The organism is Alkalihalobacillus sp. FSL W8-0930, from assembly GCA_037965595.1.
GTDB lineage: Bacteria > Bacillota > Bacilli > Bacillales > Bacillaceae_D > Alkalicoccobacillus.
Genome location: CP150183.1, coordinates 1,938,658 through 1,959,048, shown reverse-complemented (window position 1 = coordinate 1,959,048; position 20,391 = coordinate 1,938,658). Strand labels below are relative to the sequence as shown.

21 protein-coding genes are annotated in these 20,391 nt (G+C 40.8%); 17 read left to right on the top strand and 4 right to left on the bottom strand.

Features of this window, described 5'->3' with window-relative positions:
- Positions 1–22 precede the first annotated feature (22 nt).
- From NSQ54_10390 to NSQ54_10315, 16 genes are all read left to right on the top strand, one after another.
- The gene (locus NSQ54_10390; GenBank protein ID WYP24746.1) at positions 23–6,199 is read left to right on the top strand and encodes a peptidoglycan DD-metalloendopeptidase family protein; all 6,177 of its coding nucleotides are present in this window, start codon (positions 23–25) and stop codon (positions 6,197–6,199) included.
- Positions 6,192–6,863, top strand: a complete 672-nt coding sequence (locus NSQ54_10385) for a LysM peptidoglycan-binding domain-containing protein (GenBank protein ID WYP24745.1) — start codon at positions 6,192–6,194, stop codon at positions 6,861–6,863. The genes NSQ54_10390 and NSQ54_10385 overlap by 8 nt, the downstream gene beginning before the upstream one ends.
- Before the next feature lie 32 nt (positions 6,864–6,895).
- Positions 6,896–7,744 (top strand): hypothetical protein, encoded by an 849-nt coding sequence (locus NSQ54_10380; protein ID WYP24744.1) that lies wholly within the window; start codon positions 6,896–6,898, stop codon positions 7,742–7,744.
- 385 nt (positions 7,745–8,129) lie between these two features.
- The gene (locus NSQ54_10375; GenBank protein ID WYP24743.1) at positions 8,130–9,116 is read left to right on the top strand and encodes a phage portal protein; all 987 of its coding nucleotides are present in this window, start codon (positions 8,130–8,132) and stop codon (positions 9,114–9,116) included.
- The gene (locus NSQ54_10370) at positions 9,116–9,379 is read left to right on the top strand and encodes a phage portal protein (protein WYP24742.1); all 264 of its coding nucleotides are present in this window, start codon (positions 9,116–9,118) and stop codon (positions 9,377–9,379) included. Before NSQ54_10375 ends, NSQ54_10370 begins: the two co-directional genes overlap by 1 nt.
- Positions 9,380–9,388: 9 nt before the next feature.
- A complete protein-coding gene (locus tag NSQ54_10365) occupies positions 9,389–9,823 on the top strand; it encodes a DUF2634 domain-containing protein (GenBank protein ID WYP24741.1) in 435 nt (144 codons plus the stop codon).
- Positions 9,824–9,845: 22 nt separating this feature from the next.
- Positions 9,846–10,886 (top strand): baseplate J/gp47 family protein, encoded by a 1,041-nt coding sequence (locus NSQ54_10360; GenBank protein ID WYP28535.1) that lies wholly within the window; start codon positions 9,846–9,848, stop codon positions 10,884–10,886.
- Positions 10,879–12,357 carry a putative phage tail protein gene (locus NSQ54_10355; protein ID WYP24740.1) on the top strand — a complete coding sequence of 493 codons (1,479 nt, stop codon included), beginning with the start codon at positions 10,879–10,881 and terminating at the stop codon, positions 12,355–12,357. Before NSQ54_10360 ends, NSQ54_10355 begins: the two co-directional genes overlap by 8 nt.
- Positions 12,358–12,370: 13 nt before the next feature.
- A complete protein-coding gene (locus NSQ54_10350) occupies positions 12,371–12,751 on the top strand; it encodes a phage tail protein (GenBank protein WYP24739.1) in 381 nt (126 codons plus the stop codon).
- Positions 12,752–12,769: 18 nt separating this feature from the next.
- Entirely contained in the window at positions 12,770–14,809 is a 2,040-nt protein-coding gene (locus tag NSQ54_10345; protein WYP24738.1) for a hypothetical protein, read from the top strand.
- A 1-nt stretch (position 14,810) separates the two neighbouring features.
- A complete protein-coding gene (locus NSQ54_10340; protein WYP24737.1) occupies positions 14,811–15,131 on the top strand; it encodes a hypothetical protein in 321 nt (106 codons plus the stop codon).
- Positions 15,124–15,333, top strand: coding sequence for a hypothetical protein (locus tag NSQ54_10335; GenBank protein ID WYP24736.1), 210 nt, complete (start codon positions 15,124–15,126; stop codon positions 15,331–15,333). Before NSQ54_10340 ends, NSQ54_10335 begins: the two co-directional genes overlap by 8 nt.
- Positions 15,334–15,373: 40 nt before the next feature.
- Entirely contained in the window at positions 15,374–15,637 is a 264-nt protein-coding gene (locus NSQ54_10330) for a hypothetical protein (GenBank protein WYP24735.1), read from the top strand.
- 125 nt (positions 15,638–15,762) lie between these two features.
- Positions 15,763–16,095, top strand: coding sequence for a hypothetical protein (locus NSQ54_10325; protein ID WYP24734.1), 333 nt, complete (start codon positions 15,763–15,765; stop codon positions 16,093–16,095).
- A gap of 49 nt (positions 16,096–16,144) precedes the next feature.
- A complete protein-coding gene (locus NSQ54_10320; protein ID WYP24733.1) occupies positions 16,145–16,411 on the top strand; it encodes a holin in 267 nt (88 codons plus the stop codon).
- A gap of 1 nt (position 16,412) precedes the next feature.
- A complete protein-coding gene (locus tag NSQ54_10315) occupies positions 16,413–17,510 on the top strand; it encodes an N-acetylmuramoyl-L-alanine amidase (GenBank protein ID WYP28465.1) in 1,098 nt (365 codons plus the stop codon).
- Between the two features lie 42 nt (positions 17,511–17,552).
- On the opposite strand, the gene NSQ54_10310 is transcribed toward NSQ54_10315, so the two are convergent.
- The 4 genes from NSQ54_10310 to NSQ54_10295 all read right to left on the bottom strand — a co-directional run bounded on the left by NSQ54_10310 (position 17,553) and on the right by NSQ54_10295 (position 19,953).
- Entirely contained in the window at positions 17,553–17,993 is a 441-nt protein-coding gene (locus tag NSQ54_10310; protein ID WYP28464.1) for a hypothetical protein, read from the bottom strand.
- Complete coding sequence (locus NSQ54_10305; GenBank protein ID WYP28463.1) at positions 17,986–18,447, bottom strand: type II toxin-antitoxin system antitoxin SocA domain-containing protein; 462 nt, start codon at positions 18,445–18,447, stop codon at positions 17,986–17,988. Before NSQ54_10305 ends, NSQ54_10310 begins: the two co-directional genes overlap by 8 nt.
- A gap of 430 nt (positions 18,448–18,877) precedes the next feature.
- The gene (locus tag NSQ54_10300) at positions 18,878–19,246 is read right to left on the bottom strand and encodes a YolD-like family protein (GenBank protein WYP28462.1); all 369 of its coding nucleotides are present in this window, start codon (positions 19,244–19,246) and stop codon (positions 18,878–18,880) included.
- Between the two features lie 110 nt (positions 19,247–19,356).
- Positions 19,357–19,953 (bottom strand): hypothetical protein, encoded by a 597-nt coding sequence (locus NSQ54_10295; GenBank protein WYP28461.1) that lies wholly within the window; start codon positions 19,951–19,953, stop codon positions 19,357–19,359.
- A 171-nt stretch (positions 19,954–20,124) separates the two neighbouring features.
- Here NSQ54_10295 and NSQ54_10290 point away from each other — a divergent pair, with 171 nt between their 5' ends.
- Positions 20,125–20,340, top strand: a complete 216-nt coding sequence (locus NSQ54_10290; protein WYP28460.1) for a carbon storage regulator — start codon at positions 20,125–20,127, stop codon at positions 20,338–20,340.
- The last annotated feature ends 51 nt before the right edge of the window (positions 20,341–20,391 follow it).

Genomic DNA, 20,391 nt, shown 5'->3' with positions numbered 1-20,391 from the left:
CTAGGAGAAAGGAGGACAAACAATGGCGAAGTTTACAGCTAAATTTGATCTAGAGGATCGCATCTCCAAGAAGCTTGAGCGTATGACACGGGGTTTGGAGAAGGCTGAGGCGTTAGCGCAAAAATTAGATCGTATAAAACTTGGAGCGGTTGATCGCATCACTCCTGCAATGGCGAAGATCAATAAACAATTAGATCGGTCCAATAACCATACGATGCATCTTAATGCAAAGGACTCTACTAAACGAGTTGTAGAGCAGGCGAATAAGCGACTTAAAGCCACGCCAAAGCAGCATACCACAATGCTTTTGGGCGAAGGGAAAGGGCTTGTAAAGACTGTTGATTCTGTTAATAAGAAGATTGAGCGCGCTCTTCCCAAGAACAGAGTCACTATCCTGGATGCAGATGATAGAAAGCTCAATCGAAAAATCAATCAGACTCGAGCGAAGGTTAATCGTGCGATACCAAAAACCGTTGATGTTAATTTTACGGCACGTGATCGTATCACTGCTGTTACTGAAAGTATTTCAGCTCGTATTAAGCGTAGTCTGATCGGAAGAAATTACGAGTTTAATATTCAAGCAAAAGATGAATCTACTAAAGTAATCAATCGAGTGAATAGCTTTGCTAAGCGGACGTTGGGTAGAGGATACACAGCGACCATTGGTGTACTTGATCGCTTAACAGCGCAAGTTAACCGAATGTCCTCTCATGCTCGAAGTACCTTGGCGCGATCTTATGCAATGACAGCATCTTTAATAGATCGTGCCACACCAGGCGCACGTAAAATTTACGGATATGCAAATTCTCATCTAAATCGAACTTTTACAATGACCGTTAAGATTGCTGACTATGCTACACGACCGCTGCGTAAGCTGAGTGGAATGGCTTCAAGTACTGGGGCTATGTTAGGTGTAGGAGCCGGTGCTTACGGAGGTGTGGTTGCTCCGTTAAGAGCTACCGCTGATCGTCAGAATATGACTACAGCATTTGAAACGTTGTTAGGTAGTAGGGAAGCAGCTGATCAACGACTAGATGATTTAATTTCATTCGCAGGACAGACCCCATTTGCCCGTGATGAAATATTTGAAGCGTCTCGAGTGCTTCAAATTTTTACGGATGGAGCCTTAGCTGCAGGAGATGGAATGAAATTGGTTGGGGATATAGCAGCTGGAACACAAAAGCCATTTGCGGATGTCTCCTTATGGGTTGGTCGTTTATATGATGGATTACAAAATGGTCGTCCTATTGGAGATGCTACTGCAGCACTCCAAGAGATGGGGGCTATTTCTGGTGCTTCAAGAGCAAAATTAGAGGGTCTTGCTGAAAGCGGTAAAGACATTTCCGAGATCTGGCCAGAAGCGACGAAGGAATTCGGACGCTTTGATGACATGATGATCAAGATGTCAGACAACCTTGCTAACTTGTTTCTTGGCGTTAAGTCATTCATGAATAATGCGATCATCATGCCTTGGGGAGCAGGTCTTGCAAGTGTAGTTCAACCTGCTTTAGAAAGCTTCCGTTCATGGCGTGGCGAGAATGCATATGTTATCGCTGATATGACCAAACAAATGCAAGTAGCAGGGGAGAATTTCGCAGAAGCTGTCATGAATCCAATGAGTAAAACCTTTGGTTTTGTGGGAGATCAATTGCGTATCCTTTTCCCAGGTGAAACGACGACTGAGCTTAGAGAGCAATTTAAAGACGATCCCGAGGCATCAAAGCGCTTTGAAGAACTTGATCAATATCGTGATCTATCACTCAAGGCTCGATGGGATATTGTTTGGCCAAACATTCAGGAAGAATTTGCTGCATGGTGGGGTGACAAAGGAGCTCCTGGTTTAATAGCCGGCGCAGAATCAGTTGGTTCCACTTATGGAAGTGTCATGGGCGGTCTAATTCGTGGACTACTTGGAGTGGAAGACGAGTCAAATAATGAATTTGTTACTGCTGGCGCTATGGCAAGTCGTTCATTTGTTGATAGTTTCATAGATTCTATTGACCCTGCTGACTTATCAATGAGGTTAGCTCAAAAATTATGGGATGTTAACGTAACTGCAATTAAATCCAATGTAGGAAATGTTATAGGGAAAGAAGAGTGGGTACAAGATGGTGCAAATACATCAGCATTACTAGGTAATTTAATTGCTGGTGTAATTGTTGGAAAGATTTTAATGGCTCTAAAACCTTTTAAAGATATAGCAGTAGGGCTAGGGAGAGGCGCGAAACACCTTAAAGATGGTGTTTCCACTGTATGGAGTAAGACGTTCGGCAAAAATGGACCAAAACCACCTAAAGGACCAGGAGCACCAAAGGGTGGAGGTAAATGGGCTTCACTATTCGGTCTGTTCTCTGCATTTGCACCTCATGGTAAAGGTACGGGTCCTATAAATCCTAAGCAGCCGACACTACCAACGGGTGGACCAAAAAACACTACAATCGAGATGCCTAAACGTTCATTCCTACCTAAATGGATGACAAGTGGTTTGAAAGGGATTCCTCTATTAGGGACCAGTTTATCAGCTGCAGCAATTGTGGGAGCACCTGATGAAGAAAAAGCATCTGTTGCAGGTGGAGCTCTTGGAGGAATGGCTGGTGGTGCTGCAACAGGTGCGCTAGTCGGTTCCGTTTTCCCCGGTGTGGGAACTATTGTTGGAGGAATTCTTGGAGGGATTGCCGGTTCGATTGGTGGATCCAAACTTGGTCAATATCTGCAGGACATTGGCGTGATCGATAGCATTAAAAATACCATGTTCAATAAAGATTGGTGGTCCGAACAGTGGAGCGCGACTAAAGTAGGCGCAAAAGTCCTTTATGAAGACTCTTGGATGCAGAAAACCGTTAACGCAATAGGAGATACGGTTTTTAGTGGCTCTTGGTGGTCAAGCAAATGGTCTTCTATTACTGAAGGAACATCCGCTCTTTACGAGGGCTCGTGGTTGGACAAAGGCATCACTGCAATTGGAGATACGTTGTTTAACGGCGATTGGTGGAGCGGTCAATGGGCCGAGATTACTGAGTACGCTTCTAAATTAACGGATCTTAGTTGGTGGTCTAATCAGATCGGGGAGTTATTCGGACTACTTGAAACGACTCTCTTTAGTGGAGAGTGGTGGAGTGCTAAATGGGCTGAAGCAGCTCAGTGGTCTCGACAACTGTATGAAGGTTCTTGGCTAGATAAGACTGTTTCGGCATTAGATAACACCGTTTTTAATGCGGAATGGTGGTCAGGGAACTGGGATTCAACAGTTGAGGGTACCAAAAAGCTATACGAAGGCTCCTGGTTGCAGGGAACACTTAACGCTATTAATGACACCGTTTTTAATGGTGAGTGGTGGAATCAAAAATGGGAAGACGTTAAGGCTTGGTCTGCAGAGAAAGCCATCCAGATCGGTGGACTTGGATATAAGATTAAGACTGGCATTGAAGAGACCGTTTTTAGTTCTGAATGGTGGCTAGAGAAGTGGGAGAATGTTAAGTCCTGGACGCAAAGCAAGTGGGACAGCGCAAAAGGTATTTGGACTTCTATTGCCACTAACATTTCCGATACTGTTTTTAACAGCGAATGGTGGTCAGGACATTGGGAGTCAGTAAAATCCTGGACACAAGACAAATGGAATAGCGCTCAATCCATTTGGGATTCCGTAACCACTAAGATAGGAGAAACCATCTTTAGCGGAGATTGGTGGAACAACAAATGGGAATCCGTAAAAGGATGGTCTCAGGATAAATGGGATAGTGCTCAATCGATCTGGGACAGTGTACGTACTTCAATCTCTGATTCCTTGTTTAGTAAAGACTGGTGGGGAGATAAATGGAGCAACGTTCTAGATTGGGGTAAAGGTATTCTTGGCAATGTTGGTTCTTGGTTTGATAAGAATGTAACGCAACCGTTTAAGGAAGGTCGAGAGAGTGGCCAAGCTACTGGTAACGCATCGACCACAGCAAGCCAACAGAAAACATCCCCGACAAGGCATTCTGCTTCTAGTGGTCACACGCCAGCTTATGCAAACGGTGGATTCATTAATCGTCCTCATGTTGGTTTAGTTGGTGAAGCGGGACCAGAGGCTATTATTCCTTTATCGGCAAACCGTAGAAGTCGTGCTCTTGATCTTTACGAGCAAACAGGATCTGCGCTTGGTGTAAGACCTTATGCGAACGGTGGTTTAGTTGGTGGATCAATTAACGCTAGCTCACCTTCGACTGGTACTCAACCTGCTGCCGTATCTGCGGTCGTTTCGTTGGATGCTGTTCGTACAGCAAACATGCAAAGTGAAGCGAATGCTTATGGTCAGCAGTTTAGTGAAGCTGTATCTGCAGGTGTGAACGGGAACACAATCTCGTTATCAGCTTGGAAACAGCGTAACATCAGTAACCCGATGCAAGGTATTGTGCAAGATGCTGTTGGCTTTGGATCCGGAACGGTGCAATCTTTCAGTGCCGGTCAGAATGGCACAGCAACAGGTACTCAATCTCACTTGCACAATCAAGTGAAACGACCGTTTGAAGTCATTCAAGGTGGAGCATCTGCGCATGGTTCGGGTACTGTACAGGGATTCCGTAGTGGTCAAGATTCATCACAAACAGGCACTAGCACTTACTTAGCATCACAGGTGACTAGACCATTCAATGCAATTGAATCAGAGGCTCCTTCACACGGTAGAAATACGGTGACTGCATTTAGATCAGGTCAAGATGCTTCACAAACCGGAACGGATTCTTATCTGCAAACACAGGTCCATACTCCTTTCAATGATACACAAGCGAAAGGGAGCAGCTGGGGAACTGGTACAATATCTGAATTTGTTTCAGGTATGCGATCACATAGTTCACAGGTCAAAGAGGCTGCACAGTTCTTGGCTGATACCGTTGAATCCACTTTTAAAGAGCGACTAGGTATTCATTCGCCTTCACGTGTCATGTTTGGCTTAGGTGAATGGACATCACTCGGAATCTTGAAAGGGTTAGATGCGGTAGACCTTAAAAAGTTCGCTAATAAGCAGGTAGATGGCTTAATTAGTGCGTATACAGGTATGGCCCCAGACTTCGGATCTCCTTTCACAATGACATCTGGATTTGGAATGCGTAAATCTCCAGGTGGAATTGGTACAACCAATCATAAGGGTGTCGATTTTGCTGCTCCTATGGGCACGCCTATTCCTTCACAAGCGCCTGGTATGGTCACATTCAGTGGATGGCAAGGCGGTTACGGAAATCTGGTTAAGATTCAAGGAGCGGACGGCATTGAGTATATGTATGGCCATAACTCCAAAAACCTTGTTAAGCAGGGCGACATGGTTACTGGAGGTCAGATCATTGGACTTGTTGGTTCAACAGGAAACAGTACCGGTCCACACGTCCACTATGAGACACGGAGAAATGGTGTGGCATTTAACCCAATGGGTGGAGGAAATGCTTTATTTGGCGGTTCTGGTGCGGATATATCGACCAGAAGTGCGGTGGCTCAAGCAGCGTTAGCAACAGGTGTAGGCAAGGACTGGATTGATCCTCTCGTGACCATTGCTATGAAAGAAAGTGGTGGAAATGCTCGAGCGATCAACAACTGGGATAGTAACGCTAAACGTGGTACCCCATCAAAAGGTCTCATGCAGACAATAGATCCAACATTCAATGCTCATAAGCTTGCTGGCATGGATGATATCTATAATCCTGTTCATAACACAGCCGCAGCTATTCGCTACATTCAGTCTCGTTACGGCGATATCTCTAATGTTCCTGGTATCCGTTCTATGCGTAACGGTGGAGCGTACCGTGGTTATGCTAACGGTGGCTTGATTACGAATGAACAGATCGCTCGTGTCGGTGAGGGTGGTCGTCGTGAGTGGATCATTCCAACTGAACGAGGAATTAGAGGTCGTTATCTTCTAAATCAGGCAGCTGCCGATCTTGGTATGCAAGTCATCGATCAAGGAGATAGTGACTACGATCTGCCTGAATCCGTGGCACAGGAGATTGGTTTAACCAGTTGTCCTTCTATCGATTCATCAAGTCAGATTGATAACTCAAGCTCTACCGTTCAAGAAGGTGATGTGACAGTTCATATCAACATCACTGGGGACAATCATTATCATAATGAAGCCGATATGGAGAAATTGGCTGCAATCATTAAAAATGATCTTGCCGCAGTGTTTAGAAATATGCGTTTAAATGGAACCGTGGGGGTGCTAAGTAATGGCTAAATCGAAGTATGAAATTTGGCTTTCGCAAGGGAAGGAAAAGCTTAGGCTCCCTGTTCTTCCGGAAGCCATTAAATTAACAAGCAACATGCAGTCTGATTCAGTAGAGGTAGACAAGCTCGGCGAATTAACATTTATTAAAGAACAAGGATCCAAGCAAATTAGCTTGGATTCTTTTTTTCCATTGCGACATTCACCTATATGTGAATACAAGGGATTCCCATCACCTGAAAACTGCATTCAGACACTTGAAAAGTGGAGGAATAAAAACGAACCAATCCGTCTTATCGTTACTGGTACCAAGATCAATTTTAATTGTAGTCTTGAGGCATTTGATTGGTCAGAGGGTGAGAGTGCAGTAGGCGATCGAGATTACTCAATTTCTCTTAAAGAATATAAGGTCGCTACTCCACGAAAGATTAAAGTCAAAGCAGCACCGAAAAAACCAGCTGCAGCAAAACGGCCTGCTAAGAAGCCTGATAAAACGTATAAAGTAAAAAAAGGTGACACTCTTTGGGCGATTGCAGGGAGGCAGTACGGTAAAAATACTGATTGGCGAAAGATCTGGAATGCAAACAAGGCAATGATGATCAAACGTGATAAGCGTAACAACCGGCAACCTGGCCATTGGATATACCCGAATCAAACTTTACGAATTCCCCAGTAATAATGATACAATTATCATGAGGGGTGAATTCAATGTCCATGCTTCAATTCAACGGTGATTTGTTTGAAGAATTAGATGAAGATAATGTTATTTCAAAAAAATGGATAGGTTCAGTATCTCACTGGTTAACTGTTAAAAAAGTATATCAAAGAGTTACTCCAGGCAAAGCCAAACAACGCTATTATATGTGCTTATGTGAATGTGGTAATGAAAAGTTAGTTCATGGGGATGGGATTAGGAAAAAGAGAATTAAAAGCTGCGGCTGTTGGAAAGTAATTATAGATTCACAGAAAGCCAAACAAATGGGTGATTCAAATCTCAAACATGGTAAATCGAATACTAGAATTTATCGTATTTGGTCACACATGATTGAAAGATGTCACGAACCTAAGGCGAAAGATTTTAAGAATTACGGAGGACGAGGCATAAAGGTTGTTTCGAGATGGCATGATTTCTCAAACTTCTATAGTGACATGGGGGGAAGTTATTCTAACAATCTTACAATTGAAAGAATAAACGTAGATGATGATTATTCTTTTAACAACTGTAAATGGATTACCATGCAGGATCAGCAAATGAATAAGAGGAATACTTCATACATTGATTATCAAGGAGAAAAACTTCGATTGTTAGATCTTGCAAAGAGATTAAACCTCTCTGTTGCCACGTTAAGAAGTAGGTTAAAACAAGGTCATTATGGAGCACAACTAACTGAACCTAGAAAATATCAAGGATCTTTAATGCTCACCTACAAAGGTGAAACAAAACATATTGATGAATGGGCAGCACTCCTCGGTGTTCGCGAAGGTGCACTTAGAAACAGATACTATCGTGGTTGGGAGGTAAATAGAATAATTGAAGAACCAATTAAGAAGCATTAGGCTTCTTTTTGACTTGATATAGTTGATGTTTTTATATAATGATTATCTCTAAGAAAAAACCAGGCATAATGCCTGGTTTTTTCTTAATTTTCGCGAATGTTTTTAATTCCATAGATAGTTGCTGCTAAGCCCCCACCTATTAATATAACAGGCGTCAATATCATAATACCGAAAAATAGGAAAGTTTCGATTGCTAACTCCTCCTTTATAAAAAATGTGGTTACATTTTTACCATACCCGCATTAATAAGAAAATCACATGTTTTTAGGAGTTTTTAGGAGTGATTTAGTTATAGAAAGTTACTTCATGGAATGAATTTAAGAATTGTATGCAATGCCATAAACAAGGTCTTTGCCGTTCCAATACATCAATTAGGAGGTGACATATGAGTATTGAAATTTGGAATGTGAAGTCAACCGAGCGTCTTGAGCTTGTTGTTGAGGGTGAAGTGAAGTGGGAAGGCAAGAGGTTTCAAGCGCCACGTAAGGTTCAAGCAACTATCGTGACGAAGCAGGGTAATGACAAATATTTTAGCGTTGAAGAGGGCGACACCATTCTTTTGAAATGGAAAGGTAAAGAGTTATTTAGAGGCGTGGTGTTTAGTCGTATCCCTCGTGGCAATACGCTCTTTTTTGAAGCGCTTGATATGCTTACGTACATCGTACGTAACGATGATGTCTATGTTTTTACAAATCAACGCGCAGATCAAATTGTTCGACGCATTTGCAATGACTTTGATATCCCTATGACTTCAATCATTAATACGGGCCATGTCATTAAATCCCTGCTTATCACTCAGCAAACCAGTTTGTATGACATCATCTTAAAGGCTCTCAAACAAACGAGGGAACAGAATGGCCGTAATTATCAGTTGTATTCGTCTGAAGGTAAGTTAGGATTGCGAGCTTGGCCGGATCCCTCTGACATATGGGTATTAGAGACTGGAAAGACAGGAAATATCATCAGCTGGGAATACAGTACAAGTATTGAGGAATCAGCGACTCGAGTAAAAATGACACATGAGGTTGATGGAAAAACAACCACTGTGACTGCTCGAGATAATTCCGGTGCTTCTAAATTCGGTGTGCTGCAGTATAGCGAAAATGTAACAGAGGAAATGAATAAGGCTCAGCTACAACGGCGAGCGGATAATAAACAGAAAGAATTGAAAGGCGTTAAAAAGAAGTTACAAGGTCTGATTGCTGTCGGCATACCTGATGTAACAAGCGGTTTGCCGGTTAGTGTGAAGATAGATGAGATCGGTTTAAATAAAACGCATTGGGTTGATTCAGACTCACATTCGTTCCATGGTAATAAACACACAATGACTCTTGATCTTGTGGAGCATAATCGTATACCGGAGGTGAGTTAGTGAGCTTCGAAACGGAGTTAATGTCACTATTACAAAAAGCTGGTGAAGCTCAGGAATTAACAGAGCTCATTAGTGCAACGGTTGCCACAGTCTCACCCATCTCAATTAGATTGCAGTCTAATGCAAAATTAGTCATACCAGGTGACCTTGTAACGGTACCCCGTAGACTTCGGTCTGGTGATTATGCTTTGAGAGTAGGGGACAAAGTGATGACGATTAAATTACAAGGTGGTCAGTCGTTTTATGTACTGGATGCCATTTAGGAGGTTCAGATGACGATTACACCAGGATTAAATTTTGTGGAAGATGTAGATTCAGAAGAAATTGAAACATCAGCCACGTACGCAATTGATTTCGACACCGGAAGAATATCTACTCGTTTAATCGATGGCATTGATGCAATTAAGCAATTTGTCATTCTCTCTATACGTACTGAGCGATTTGCTTATGCAATCTATAGCCATGACATTGGCAGTGAACTAAAGGCCGTGTGTGCTGATGAGGAGGCTTCTGACGCGTATAAAGAAATGGAGATCCCTCGAGTAATTGAGGAAGCCCTTCTTTACGATGAACGTATCGAGGCGATATCGAATATGGAAGTTGAAAAACGAGGAGATTCCTTCTTTGTGTCCTTTACCGTTGAAAGTGTGGAGGGCTTATTTGACGTTCAGGAGGTGGTAGGCGATGCGGGAAACCTTAGCGAATAAAAGATATCAAGAAGTCGTTGATTTGCTTCAGAGTTACACGTTTGAAGCCATCATGGAGCGTATGTTGGATAGGGTACCAAATGATATTGATAAACGAGAGGGAAGTATCATCTGGAATGCACTTGCACCGGCAGCGGCAGAAGTAACTCAGTCTTATGCATGGTTAGAGGCTTCATTTGATCTAGTTTTCGCTGATACAGCAACTGGGGAGTTTCTTGATAAGCGTGTAGTTGAAGCTGGAATTGAGCGTGTACCTGCAACTAGAGCCGTTTGGGATGCTCGTTTTAATGTGTCTGTACCTGCAGGTATGCGGTTCTTTCTTGAATCACATTCTATATATTTTCAATCGCTTGGGAATTCACAATTGAGAGCTGAAACAGCTGGTGAAGCGGGGAACGTTTCAAGTATGAAGGATCTCCCGCTCCAACCTGTCGAAACAATACCAGGTCTTGAGACAGCGCAATTAGTCAGTTTACTCGTACCAGGTGCGGAGGAGGAAACAGATCAAGCTCTTTTTGCACGATATCAAGTCCGTGTAAGGAGAGAAGCTGTTTCAGGAAACGCGGCACATTATAAGCAGTGGGCTGAATCTGTTGAAGGAGTAGGGAAGGCGAAAATTTTCCCGTTAGCTTATGGTGAAGGGACAGTGAGAATTGTTATTACTGATGCAAACATTGAGCCTGCTACTACCAGGTTAATTAATGACGTTCAAACGTTCATTGATCCGGAAGAAGGTCACGGAGAGGGTGAGGCACCAATTGGAGCCAAAGCTACTGTTGTTAGCGCAGAATGGAAAGATATAGCCATCAGTGCAAAGATTGTTCTTTCATCCGGAAGAACGCTTGAAGACTGTGAGAGAGAAGTTCGGGAGGGTGTTCAAGCACTGTTCAGGACATTGGCATTTGAGGACCCATTCATTCGTGTGAGTCAGATCAACCAGATCCTTCAACGCTCACCTTCTGTTTTTGACTATGCTGAGGTTTTGATCGATGGCCAAAGCGGAAACCTTGAACTTGATGAAATTGAGATTCCGAGGCTAGCAGAGGTGAACCTGTATGAGTAAGCGAGAGGAAATGGAAGCCTATTTACCACCTATGTTGAATCGTTTAGTTGAGATGAAGGAGATCGTTGGTACTGAAGCAGAAGAGTTTCAGCAGCTCAACGATCTCCTTTTTGATATGACCGATCAACTATTCATTCCCACCGCTACATGGGGGCTGGATCGATGGGAGGATCTTCTTTCAAGTGATAGAGATAGTTCAGACGATATTTACGTTAGAAGGAACCGCATCATTTCACAGATTAGTAACTTCCCTTCTACAACATACAAAACGTTGGAACGGACCATTAATCGATACTTGATGAATCCTTCAACCGTTGTAAGGAGCACACCAGGTCGACCTCATTTCATGGTGAACATAGATGGATATGACTTGCAGTACGGGACACAAATCATTCAGCAACTAGAGCGTATGAAGCCAGCACATTTGGCTTACACATTCAGAGCACTGTTTAAGGAGCATACAGATAACTCAATTCAGTACAAACAGAAATTAAAAATCAAGACGGTTCATCCTTATTGGGATAAAGTATCACGTGTTTATTTAGACGGTAATCATAAATTAGATGGTTCATGGAGCTTAAATGGTTTCTCGGAGAAAAAAATTCATGAGTATTATCAGTTTTTTATTAAGTTTAGAAGCAAGATTGAAGCTGAGTTATCGCATCATGAAAAGATGATCTTTCGCGCTATCACTGCTCCGTTTGAACTTAAAGACTATGGTAAGAAAAGTCGCTTTCGTACTCGAGTAGGCTTCTTTGATATGTTGCCGGTCTATTTGGATGGTGTATACAACCTGGACGGTACTTTCTCTCTTGATGGCTATGACAACCGGTACAGAAGGCAGTTGTTTGGTCACAAATTGTTAATGAAGATGATTAGTGAACAATCGATGCAATCAAGAGCTAAGCAAAAGGTTCGATCTCAGAATCATTCGTATCAAAATAAGGATATCCAATGGCGCAAGATGATCATTCGAGCTGCTATTGGCTTTTTTGGTTTTGTGCCGGTGTCTTTAAACGGCCGTCACTATTTAGATGGCAGCTGGTACCTCAATGGTACAAACGATAAATATCCGCGCCAGGTGTTTGCTAAAAAGTTAAAAACGAGATTTAAGGTTCCTAAAAAACAACAAACGAAAATTGCCGCAGCTGTTAGAGCAAAGGTTGATTCACTTGAAAAGAAAGATCAAAAACAAAAGCAGGTCTTCCGTACATGTCTAGGTTTCTTTGGTGTCTTACCCATTTATCTGAATGGTGTAGACAACCTTGATGGCAGTTGGTATTTAAACGGATTCAACAATTTGCATCCGCTTCTATTCAGACAAAAGGTGACCTTTAAAAGCGTGGTACGAATGCCCACTACTAGTAAAGGGGTACTTACTGTACGCAAGGATTGGTGGACGTTGGACGGCTCGGTAAAACTTGATGGAAGTAGACGTTTGAACGCAACCTCTGAAAAAATCGCACTATAAAGGAGATCAGAACATGAGTACAACAAAAACAACGGTTTATGCTCGAGAACAAATGGCGAAAGCTCGCGCATCAGGATCACGTATTACGAAGAATACACACATTGCTTTAGGTGATGGGGGCGTTGATTCAGCTGGTAATCCTGTCGCTCCAACAGGAAATGAGCAAGCGCTTAAAAATCAATTAGTTCGCAAAGCTATTGAGAGTGCCAGTTTCATCGCTCCGGCTACCATGCGGTATGTAATTACACTTGGCGAGTCAGAACTTGTTGGCCGGAACATTAATGAAATGGCTTTAGTTGATGAAGATGGAAAGTTTACAGCTATTCGTACCATGTACAGCAAACGCAAAGATGGAGACATGCAGTTTGGTTTTGAGATCGATGATATGTACTAAGAAAGGAGATGAAAAGCTATGAAACTACCTGAGGTTACGCCATTTACAACTGATACTGCAGCTTATGCAGATGACTTCAATAAGCGACAAAATGAGTTAAAGGAACGCGACGAAAAGATTGCCGATCAGCTTCGTTCTCAGGATGCGATCACCGCACCTTTAAAGCATGGATTAAATCTTGTAGAGAGTGAGCAACCGGGGCCAGTTGATTTTTTGATCACAGGACAGACGAGAGTAAACCTGTTACCTAACTTTTTATCAGAAAGATGGGTGAGACATTCAGGTAAATGGGAAACCACTGCTCATTCAATAAAAATTATGCCAGAAGGCGATTGGCAAATGCAGTACTTTAAATTGAAATTGAAAGCTAACAAACCGTATCTTCTAAATTGTTTAACAAATGGTAGAGTACAGATTCGTAAAGATGGGTTTAATGGAACTACCATTCACGAAGCAACACCAACTGTAAGAGGTGGGATACCGGTTCAAAGCAAAATTTTATTCATTAGTAATGGTGAGAATGAATTATATTTAAGGATTGATACTGCTCAACTTAAAGAACTTATAAGCTTTGAAAAAATAACACTTTTTGAGCTCACTCAATCTGAGTATTCTGAAGCTCTGTTACTTACAGAATCAAAATTAGGTGAAAGGTATCCGTTTATTGAAGGTGTTCAACATGTACGCAATCCGGTGGTAGTGAAAAAAGGAAAAAATCTACTCCCTGCTTTTCCTGATAGTTTTACTTCGCGGCTAGAAACTAAAGATATCATCAGTTTGATGCCTTATGAACTGAAATTCATTTCCAATGGCACCGATCAGTTTGCTAGATTTCATATACCAGCTGTACCTAATCAGGTATACACATTGCAATGCGATGTTGAGACTGATGGTACTAATAATGGAGTAATAGCTTATCATAAAAATGCAGCATCCAATGATGAAAGTGCTTATGTGAGCACTGGAGCGAGTAGAGGAACGTTTAAGACTTTACCTGGTACAAAATATCTTGAAATTAGGCTTTCTAGTTTATCGACTCCAGGTACGTATTCATTTACAAACTTCAGTTTAACAATTGGTTCTAGGATGATTTCTTTCCAACCACAAAATAATGATTATCTTTACTTTTCGGACACTCTTCTAGGCTCATCTTCAGACGGAACGGTTCGCGATAGTATTTATAAAAAGAATGGGAATTATGTTTCAATTCAAAGGATGAAAAGTGGGATGATTGATGGTTCTAAATCTATGAGAGTTATGGAAGAAGGGATCGGTTTTAAAAGAATAAAACCTGTAGACTTCTCTCTTTTCCAAGAGGCAAAGGGTAGTACACCCAATGTATTCGCCCATGATACTAATAGTGGTTCTGTGTACAGCGACAAAGATCAAAATAAACCATTTTCAGCCTTGTTTCATAATGATAGTAGTTTTTCTATAACTATTCCTAATGAACGTACAGGCTTTGTTGATGGTGTTACTCCAACTAATGAACAAGTGAATAACTTCTTTAGAGATAACCCATTTCTCGTTCATTATGAACTCGCAGTTCCAATTGAACGTTCATTAAGTGAAGAAGGCGAAATAAGCTTACATGGAGGTAGTAACTTAATTGAGATAGAAGAAGGAATAATTACTAAGGAAATCGTTAATCCTGTTCGCGCTAGCGGAGAATTTTTAATCAATCAAAAAAGTGTGAGCGATGGTGCTTCTAAGTTGAAGTATCGAGACAAATATATTGTAGGGGTCTATAGAGACGGTGTTTTAGATAAGAAGTGGAACATCAGTAATAATCATGTGAACTCAGCGGGTACACAATTAGCAAGAATACCTGTATCTGAATATGACGAACAATCCACTTACACTGTTACCTATATTGTTTTAGATAAGCATACACTTACAACTACTTTATCTAAAGCCAGTGTAACTTATCAATCAAGCTTTAAGTCTGCTTTCGAAAAAGAGGTTGAAAGAAATACAGATACTAAGCAACAGGTAACTGCACATGAACTAATGCTGGCAGAGGTCGTAAAACTCGTTCGTCAGTTGAAAGGAGTATAATATGAGCAACCAACCTTCGTTAGGCTTAGAAGTCATCATTGAATTACTTAATCAAAAGGGAATAAGCACAGAAACGGAGGAGGGCGAACGCCTTCCTTTTTTAATCGATGCAGAAAATGTTGGAGTTGCACTTGGTGCTGTGATACTTGATACAGAAGGACTGGGAGCAACTCTCGGAGGAGTGGTTCTCGATAACGATGCATTAGGTGAAGCTGTTGGGTATTTGGTGATCCAAAGTAGTGAAGACCAAAAACGAATTACAGAATTAGAAACTAAACTAGCTGATTTAGAGGCTAAAATTGGAGGAGAAACGAATGAATAGTTTTTACAGCATTATGGTATCTATTGGTCGTTATGACCTAATGGATGTACCCGAACACTGCCGTGTACAGGTTGCTACAATGTTAGGGCGTGAGGATGAACTGAATCCGTCGCAGCCTGATCCAGTCCAAGAACAAGAACCGGCTCCGGGTGAAGATCCAATTGAAGACGGAGATCCTGAAGAGTCCGAAACCGAAGCCTAGAAATAGGCTTCTTTTATTTTGAGTTGGAGGTGATAAAGAGATGGATATACACGTAACAGAAATGGAAAAGTGCTTCTTAGAAGCTAAAAAGGCAGGCAATTGTGTTGCAGTACTTGTTGAAATGGATGGTTTCCCTGAACCGGAAATCATCATTAATCCAACTATGAACATCGACTCAAAATTAGCTTATTACAAGAAAACGTATGATGAGAAGCTGCAGCACAGATTTGCGCAAGGTATTCGAATTATTGATTTTACGTCAGGCAAGGATTTCGCTGCCATTCAAAGACATTTTCATAGATAAAAAAACGGGGAGTGTATGGCTCCCCTACACCCGACAGAGGGCGGGTGTTATTCTAGCTTAATCGAAAAAACGGGATCATACATGAGTACATGCTCCCGCTAATAATTTCACAGAGGAGGGGGAACATGCCAGAGGAGGCGATGGGTGTGCAAGAAACTTTGGACAACCACGAATTGCGATTACAATCGCTTGAGGATTATAGAATTCAACAAGAACGCTTGAATGGAGAAATTCGAAATAAATTAACAGATACTGAAAATACCGTTTTGAAAGAGAGCGGTAAGCAACAGGACCTATCCCAAAAATTGATTGACCACGTACTGCAGAATGACGTTGTTTCACGAAAGGCGCAAAGAGAAAGAAATGCTTTTACACAGCAACAGGTATGGAAGATTGTCGGAATAGCTGTTGGTAGTGGCGGTGCTGTAGCCGCATTAATTGAATTATTATCAAGTTAAGCCATCCTGTGAGACTCAGGGTGGCTATTTTTATTAGGGAGATGATGATGTGGAAGAAGTTTTGTTGTTTGCCTCGGTTCTTGCACCGGTGGTTCTGGCGCTTATCCAGGTACTTAAAAAGGCAGTCAATATCAAGGTAAATCTACTACCTCTAATTTCATTTGGGATCGGCTTATTTGTAGGAGCTCTTGCTACACCATTCACTGAAATGGATTTGGTCTTAAGGTTATGGGCCGGTGGTTTTGCAGGGTTGTCAGGTACAGGTTTATTTGAATTATTTAAACATCGCGATGGACAATCTAAGGAGGTAAATTAACATGAGTAAATTAATTTGTATCGATCCAGGTCACGCAAAGAATACACCAGGTAAACGTGCTGGGAGTAATCCTACTTACTACGAGTATTTAAGCAACCGTAACGTGGCCAGACTGTTAGATAAAAAGCTGAAGGATGCTGGCTTTCGTACCATGTACTCTTGCGATATCAACAGTCCAAATGACTTAAGCTTGTCTCAACGTGGAGCGAATGCGGTAAGGGCGAAGGCGGATTTATTCTGTTCTATCCATTCAAATGCACACAGCGACACCAGCGTTACTGGTACGGAAACCTTTATCCATACGGATAGTCATGCATCACTGGCCATTGCACAAGCTGTACAATCTGCCCTGGTTGCAGGATTAAAGAAACCAAACCGTGGCGTAAAACGAGCTAACTTTGGTGTGTTGAGAGCCACATACAAAAACATGCTGGCCATTCTTACGGAAGGTGATTTCTTTTCGAATCCGGAAGCACGTAAATGGATGCTTACACCTGCGTTTGATGAAGCATATGCTCAGGCATTGCTGGTAGGTATTTGTAATTTCTACAGCGTTACTGTTCCTAAATCAAACGGAAATGTACCAAGTACGCCGGTACAACCATCTGCACCGGTTAAATCAGATGATGTCGGTAAATCACTATTACGTGTAAAAGCAGACAAGCTATGGGTATACGACAAGGCTGATTGGAATTCAAAGTCATTCCAAGTGTCTAAAGGTGAAGCCTTCACGGTTGCTCGTGAGCTTACGGTAAACGGTTCAAAAATGTATCAGCTGATCTCAGGTCTCTACATCACAGCCAACACACAATTTGTTGAGTTTGATGGGAAGGTAGAGTCTACTCCTGCACCAAAGCCCTCTAAGAAAAAATATTCTTTGCCGTCTGCTACGCTTAGACGTGGCAGTAAAGGAAATGACGTAGGTTTGCTTCAGACAGCTTTAAATGCAGCTAACTTCAAAGTCAGTTCCGTTGATAATGACTTTGGTAAAAAGACTGAAGATGCTGTGACACGTTTCCAAAAAGTATATTTGCCTCGTGAAGTGGATGGGGTCGCAGGACCTAACACTTATAGAGAACTAGATAAAGTAATAAACTAAAGTAAAACGGCCCAACCTTTTAATAAGGTGGGCCGTTTTTATTTACATAGGATATACATCATGATTTCGGTCGAACCAGATAATATGAAAAACATTTTCCCATCTATAACCAAACAATCTAGCTTTTTTGTTTACTCTTAATTCAATTATTGTATGTTCCGGCGATATGTATTCAGGTAAAGATTTACTGAAAGTTTTAGGATCCACCTTGCAGTATCCAAGACCTCTTTTACTTTGTTTCATTATGTTTGTCCAACTCTGACTTTCGAGCTTTCTAAAGCACTCTATTAGCTCAGCTAATTCAATAGATTGCCAATCTGATAGTTGGAAATGATGATTACAAGCATGTTTGAATGAGAAGTGAGGAGCCAAATCGTTTGTGTTATGTCCTGGATTCCTCACTTCTAACGCTTTATCAGAAATTGTTTTTCCAGATATTTTGTTTTGATTTTTTGGGTTGCTTACTTTGATCCTTTTAGCCATCAGCAAGCAACTCTCTATAATAGTTGCGCATTGTTTCTTCTCTAATTACAACGCTACAATGATGACCTTCTGGATAACCCTCTCTAGCTTCTTGCCAAGGTAACTCCTGATGTGTAAGGTCCTCTAAGTACTTTGCGTCATACTTTCCGTATAACTCCCAAACATCGTTCAAGTAGTTTCTTTCCTGAAGAGAAAGAACACTGTCATCAAAATCCTCTGGAAAGTCAATCGGTCTCCATTTGTAATCTTTGTACTTATGGTAAAGATCCTCGTTTACAGGTCCATGTGGCCATGCAACAAATTCGTCATCAAACAGTCTTACACCATTTAAAGCTAGACACCACGCTTGAGCATAGTAACAAACTTTTTGCAATTTTAAAGGTGAGATCACTGTTTCTGTCTCATGATTTGTTTTTTGTAGAAAGAAATTTGCAACTTCCATAATTGTAGTCAATTTAAAACACCCCCTGTTATTTGTAGTATTTCATAATAGAATACTGTTTACAATATAGATCGGCTACATTGTATAAATAATTTATGAAAGATATGTGAAAAGAAACTCATTTAAATGTCAGTAATAAATCAAAAAAATAAAGGTATTTGGCTGATGACATTGAAACCATATAAAGGGAGGTGTCAATTGTCTTTAAACTCAAAAACCTATGTGAAATTATTCAATATCAATCAATTACTTATTCAAAGACACAATCTAATTGAGTTTGATTATGCTTTGAACGTCAGGAAAGTTAATAACCGATACTCAGATATGTATACCCCTTATGTTTTAAAATTACTCAAAGATTCAATTCGAATTAGAAACAAGGTAGCCCACTTTGAACCTATAAACGAAAGTGAATTTAAATTAATATCCACGCTCTTAACCTTCATAACAGCAACACAGTACGAAGACACTCCACCTGAATATAATCAATGTCCCCATTCTCGTTTTCCACTTTAATTTGTTTTTGATCCCTACTTACACTTAAGATAAAACACAAAATTTCATGGTAAGCCCAATCATCCCAATAATTTATTTGTACCTTTTTAGTGTAGTTCAGCGCATCCATTACCACGTATCCAATTTCCTGCAGTTCATCTGGATCCAGCTCATGTTTTTCGACTCGCTTGTCACGCTCATTGCTATCGAGTATCCGCACCTTGTGTTCTGGCAACATCATTCTGCTGCCTTCCCACGTTAGATTACCGCGTCTTAGATATGTTTTATACTCTTCTAACTCCTCAAACGATGGCATGACAAACACTCCCTAAATAGATCATAGATCTAATTATATGGGAATGTATGTTCGTGATCAATGTTAATAAATTCTAAGTATAGCCTAGTACGTGTTTTTAAGAGATTATATTAAAATGGTAAATCCCAGTCGTATGTTTCTACGATATCAGCTACACGTGGAGATTTGTTACTTGTTCGTAAGCTAACGACTTGATCTTCTTCAACTCCTAAACTGACGGTGAATACATTGGGTATCTCTTCAATAGGTTGCTCAAGATTTTTTTGCTTGTACTCTATGACATATACGTCTCGGCCTGAAGAATGTAGATATTTATACTTTTCAACATCATAATTGGACAAAAAATTATTATTGAAGAACGAATGTAAGAAATCTAAAGCCTCTAATTCATTTAACGTTGCATCAATACGATCCAGATAGAAGGAGAAGTTTTGTATTTTATCATCTTGATTAAGGGTGTCCATTGACCAAAAAGTACTTTCTTTAAGATTGTGTGGGTCAACTTCAACAAGAGATGATAGGCCATTACTTTTTATATATTCTTCCATAACCTCCTCATCGTCATAAAACTGAGGGGTATTCTCACTTGATAATAGCTCGATTAATTCATTGCCACTTAAATCTTCAGCTGATGTGTCAGAGCAACCAACAATTCCTAAGAAGGAAAAAGTGCTAAACATCAAAAGTATACTTTTGTTTTTAATCAATTTACCTGTCTCTCCAATCTTTTTTCAGTATTCCAATTATACGCAATAAAACAGTTTTAGTTTCAATGAAAATTATTTTAAAGAAATGCTAAACATCTTGATTAAAGTTCCGATATAAAAAGTAGAACATCATGGAAGATGATTAATGATGGAGATCAGGGAGGATTGAAAATGGCACTAACACTAGGAAGAAAAGACGGTCAATCGATTATTATCGCTGACATTATTAAAGTCCAAGTTCTTAAAACAGAAGACGGTCTTGTCAGATTGAAAATTGATGCACCAATTGGTGTGGATATTCTAAGAGAAGAGATTTATGAAGAGAGAACCGATCACGGGGAAGCACTTCAAGCTCTTGCAGAAGAACATCGCAAGCACATCAAATAAGTTAGTTACATCACTTCTTAGGAAGTTTTGTATATAAATTAAGGGCCATAC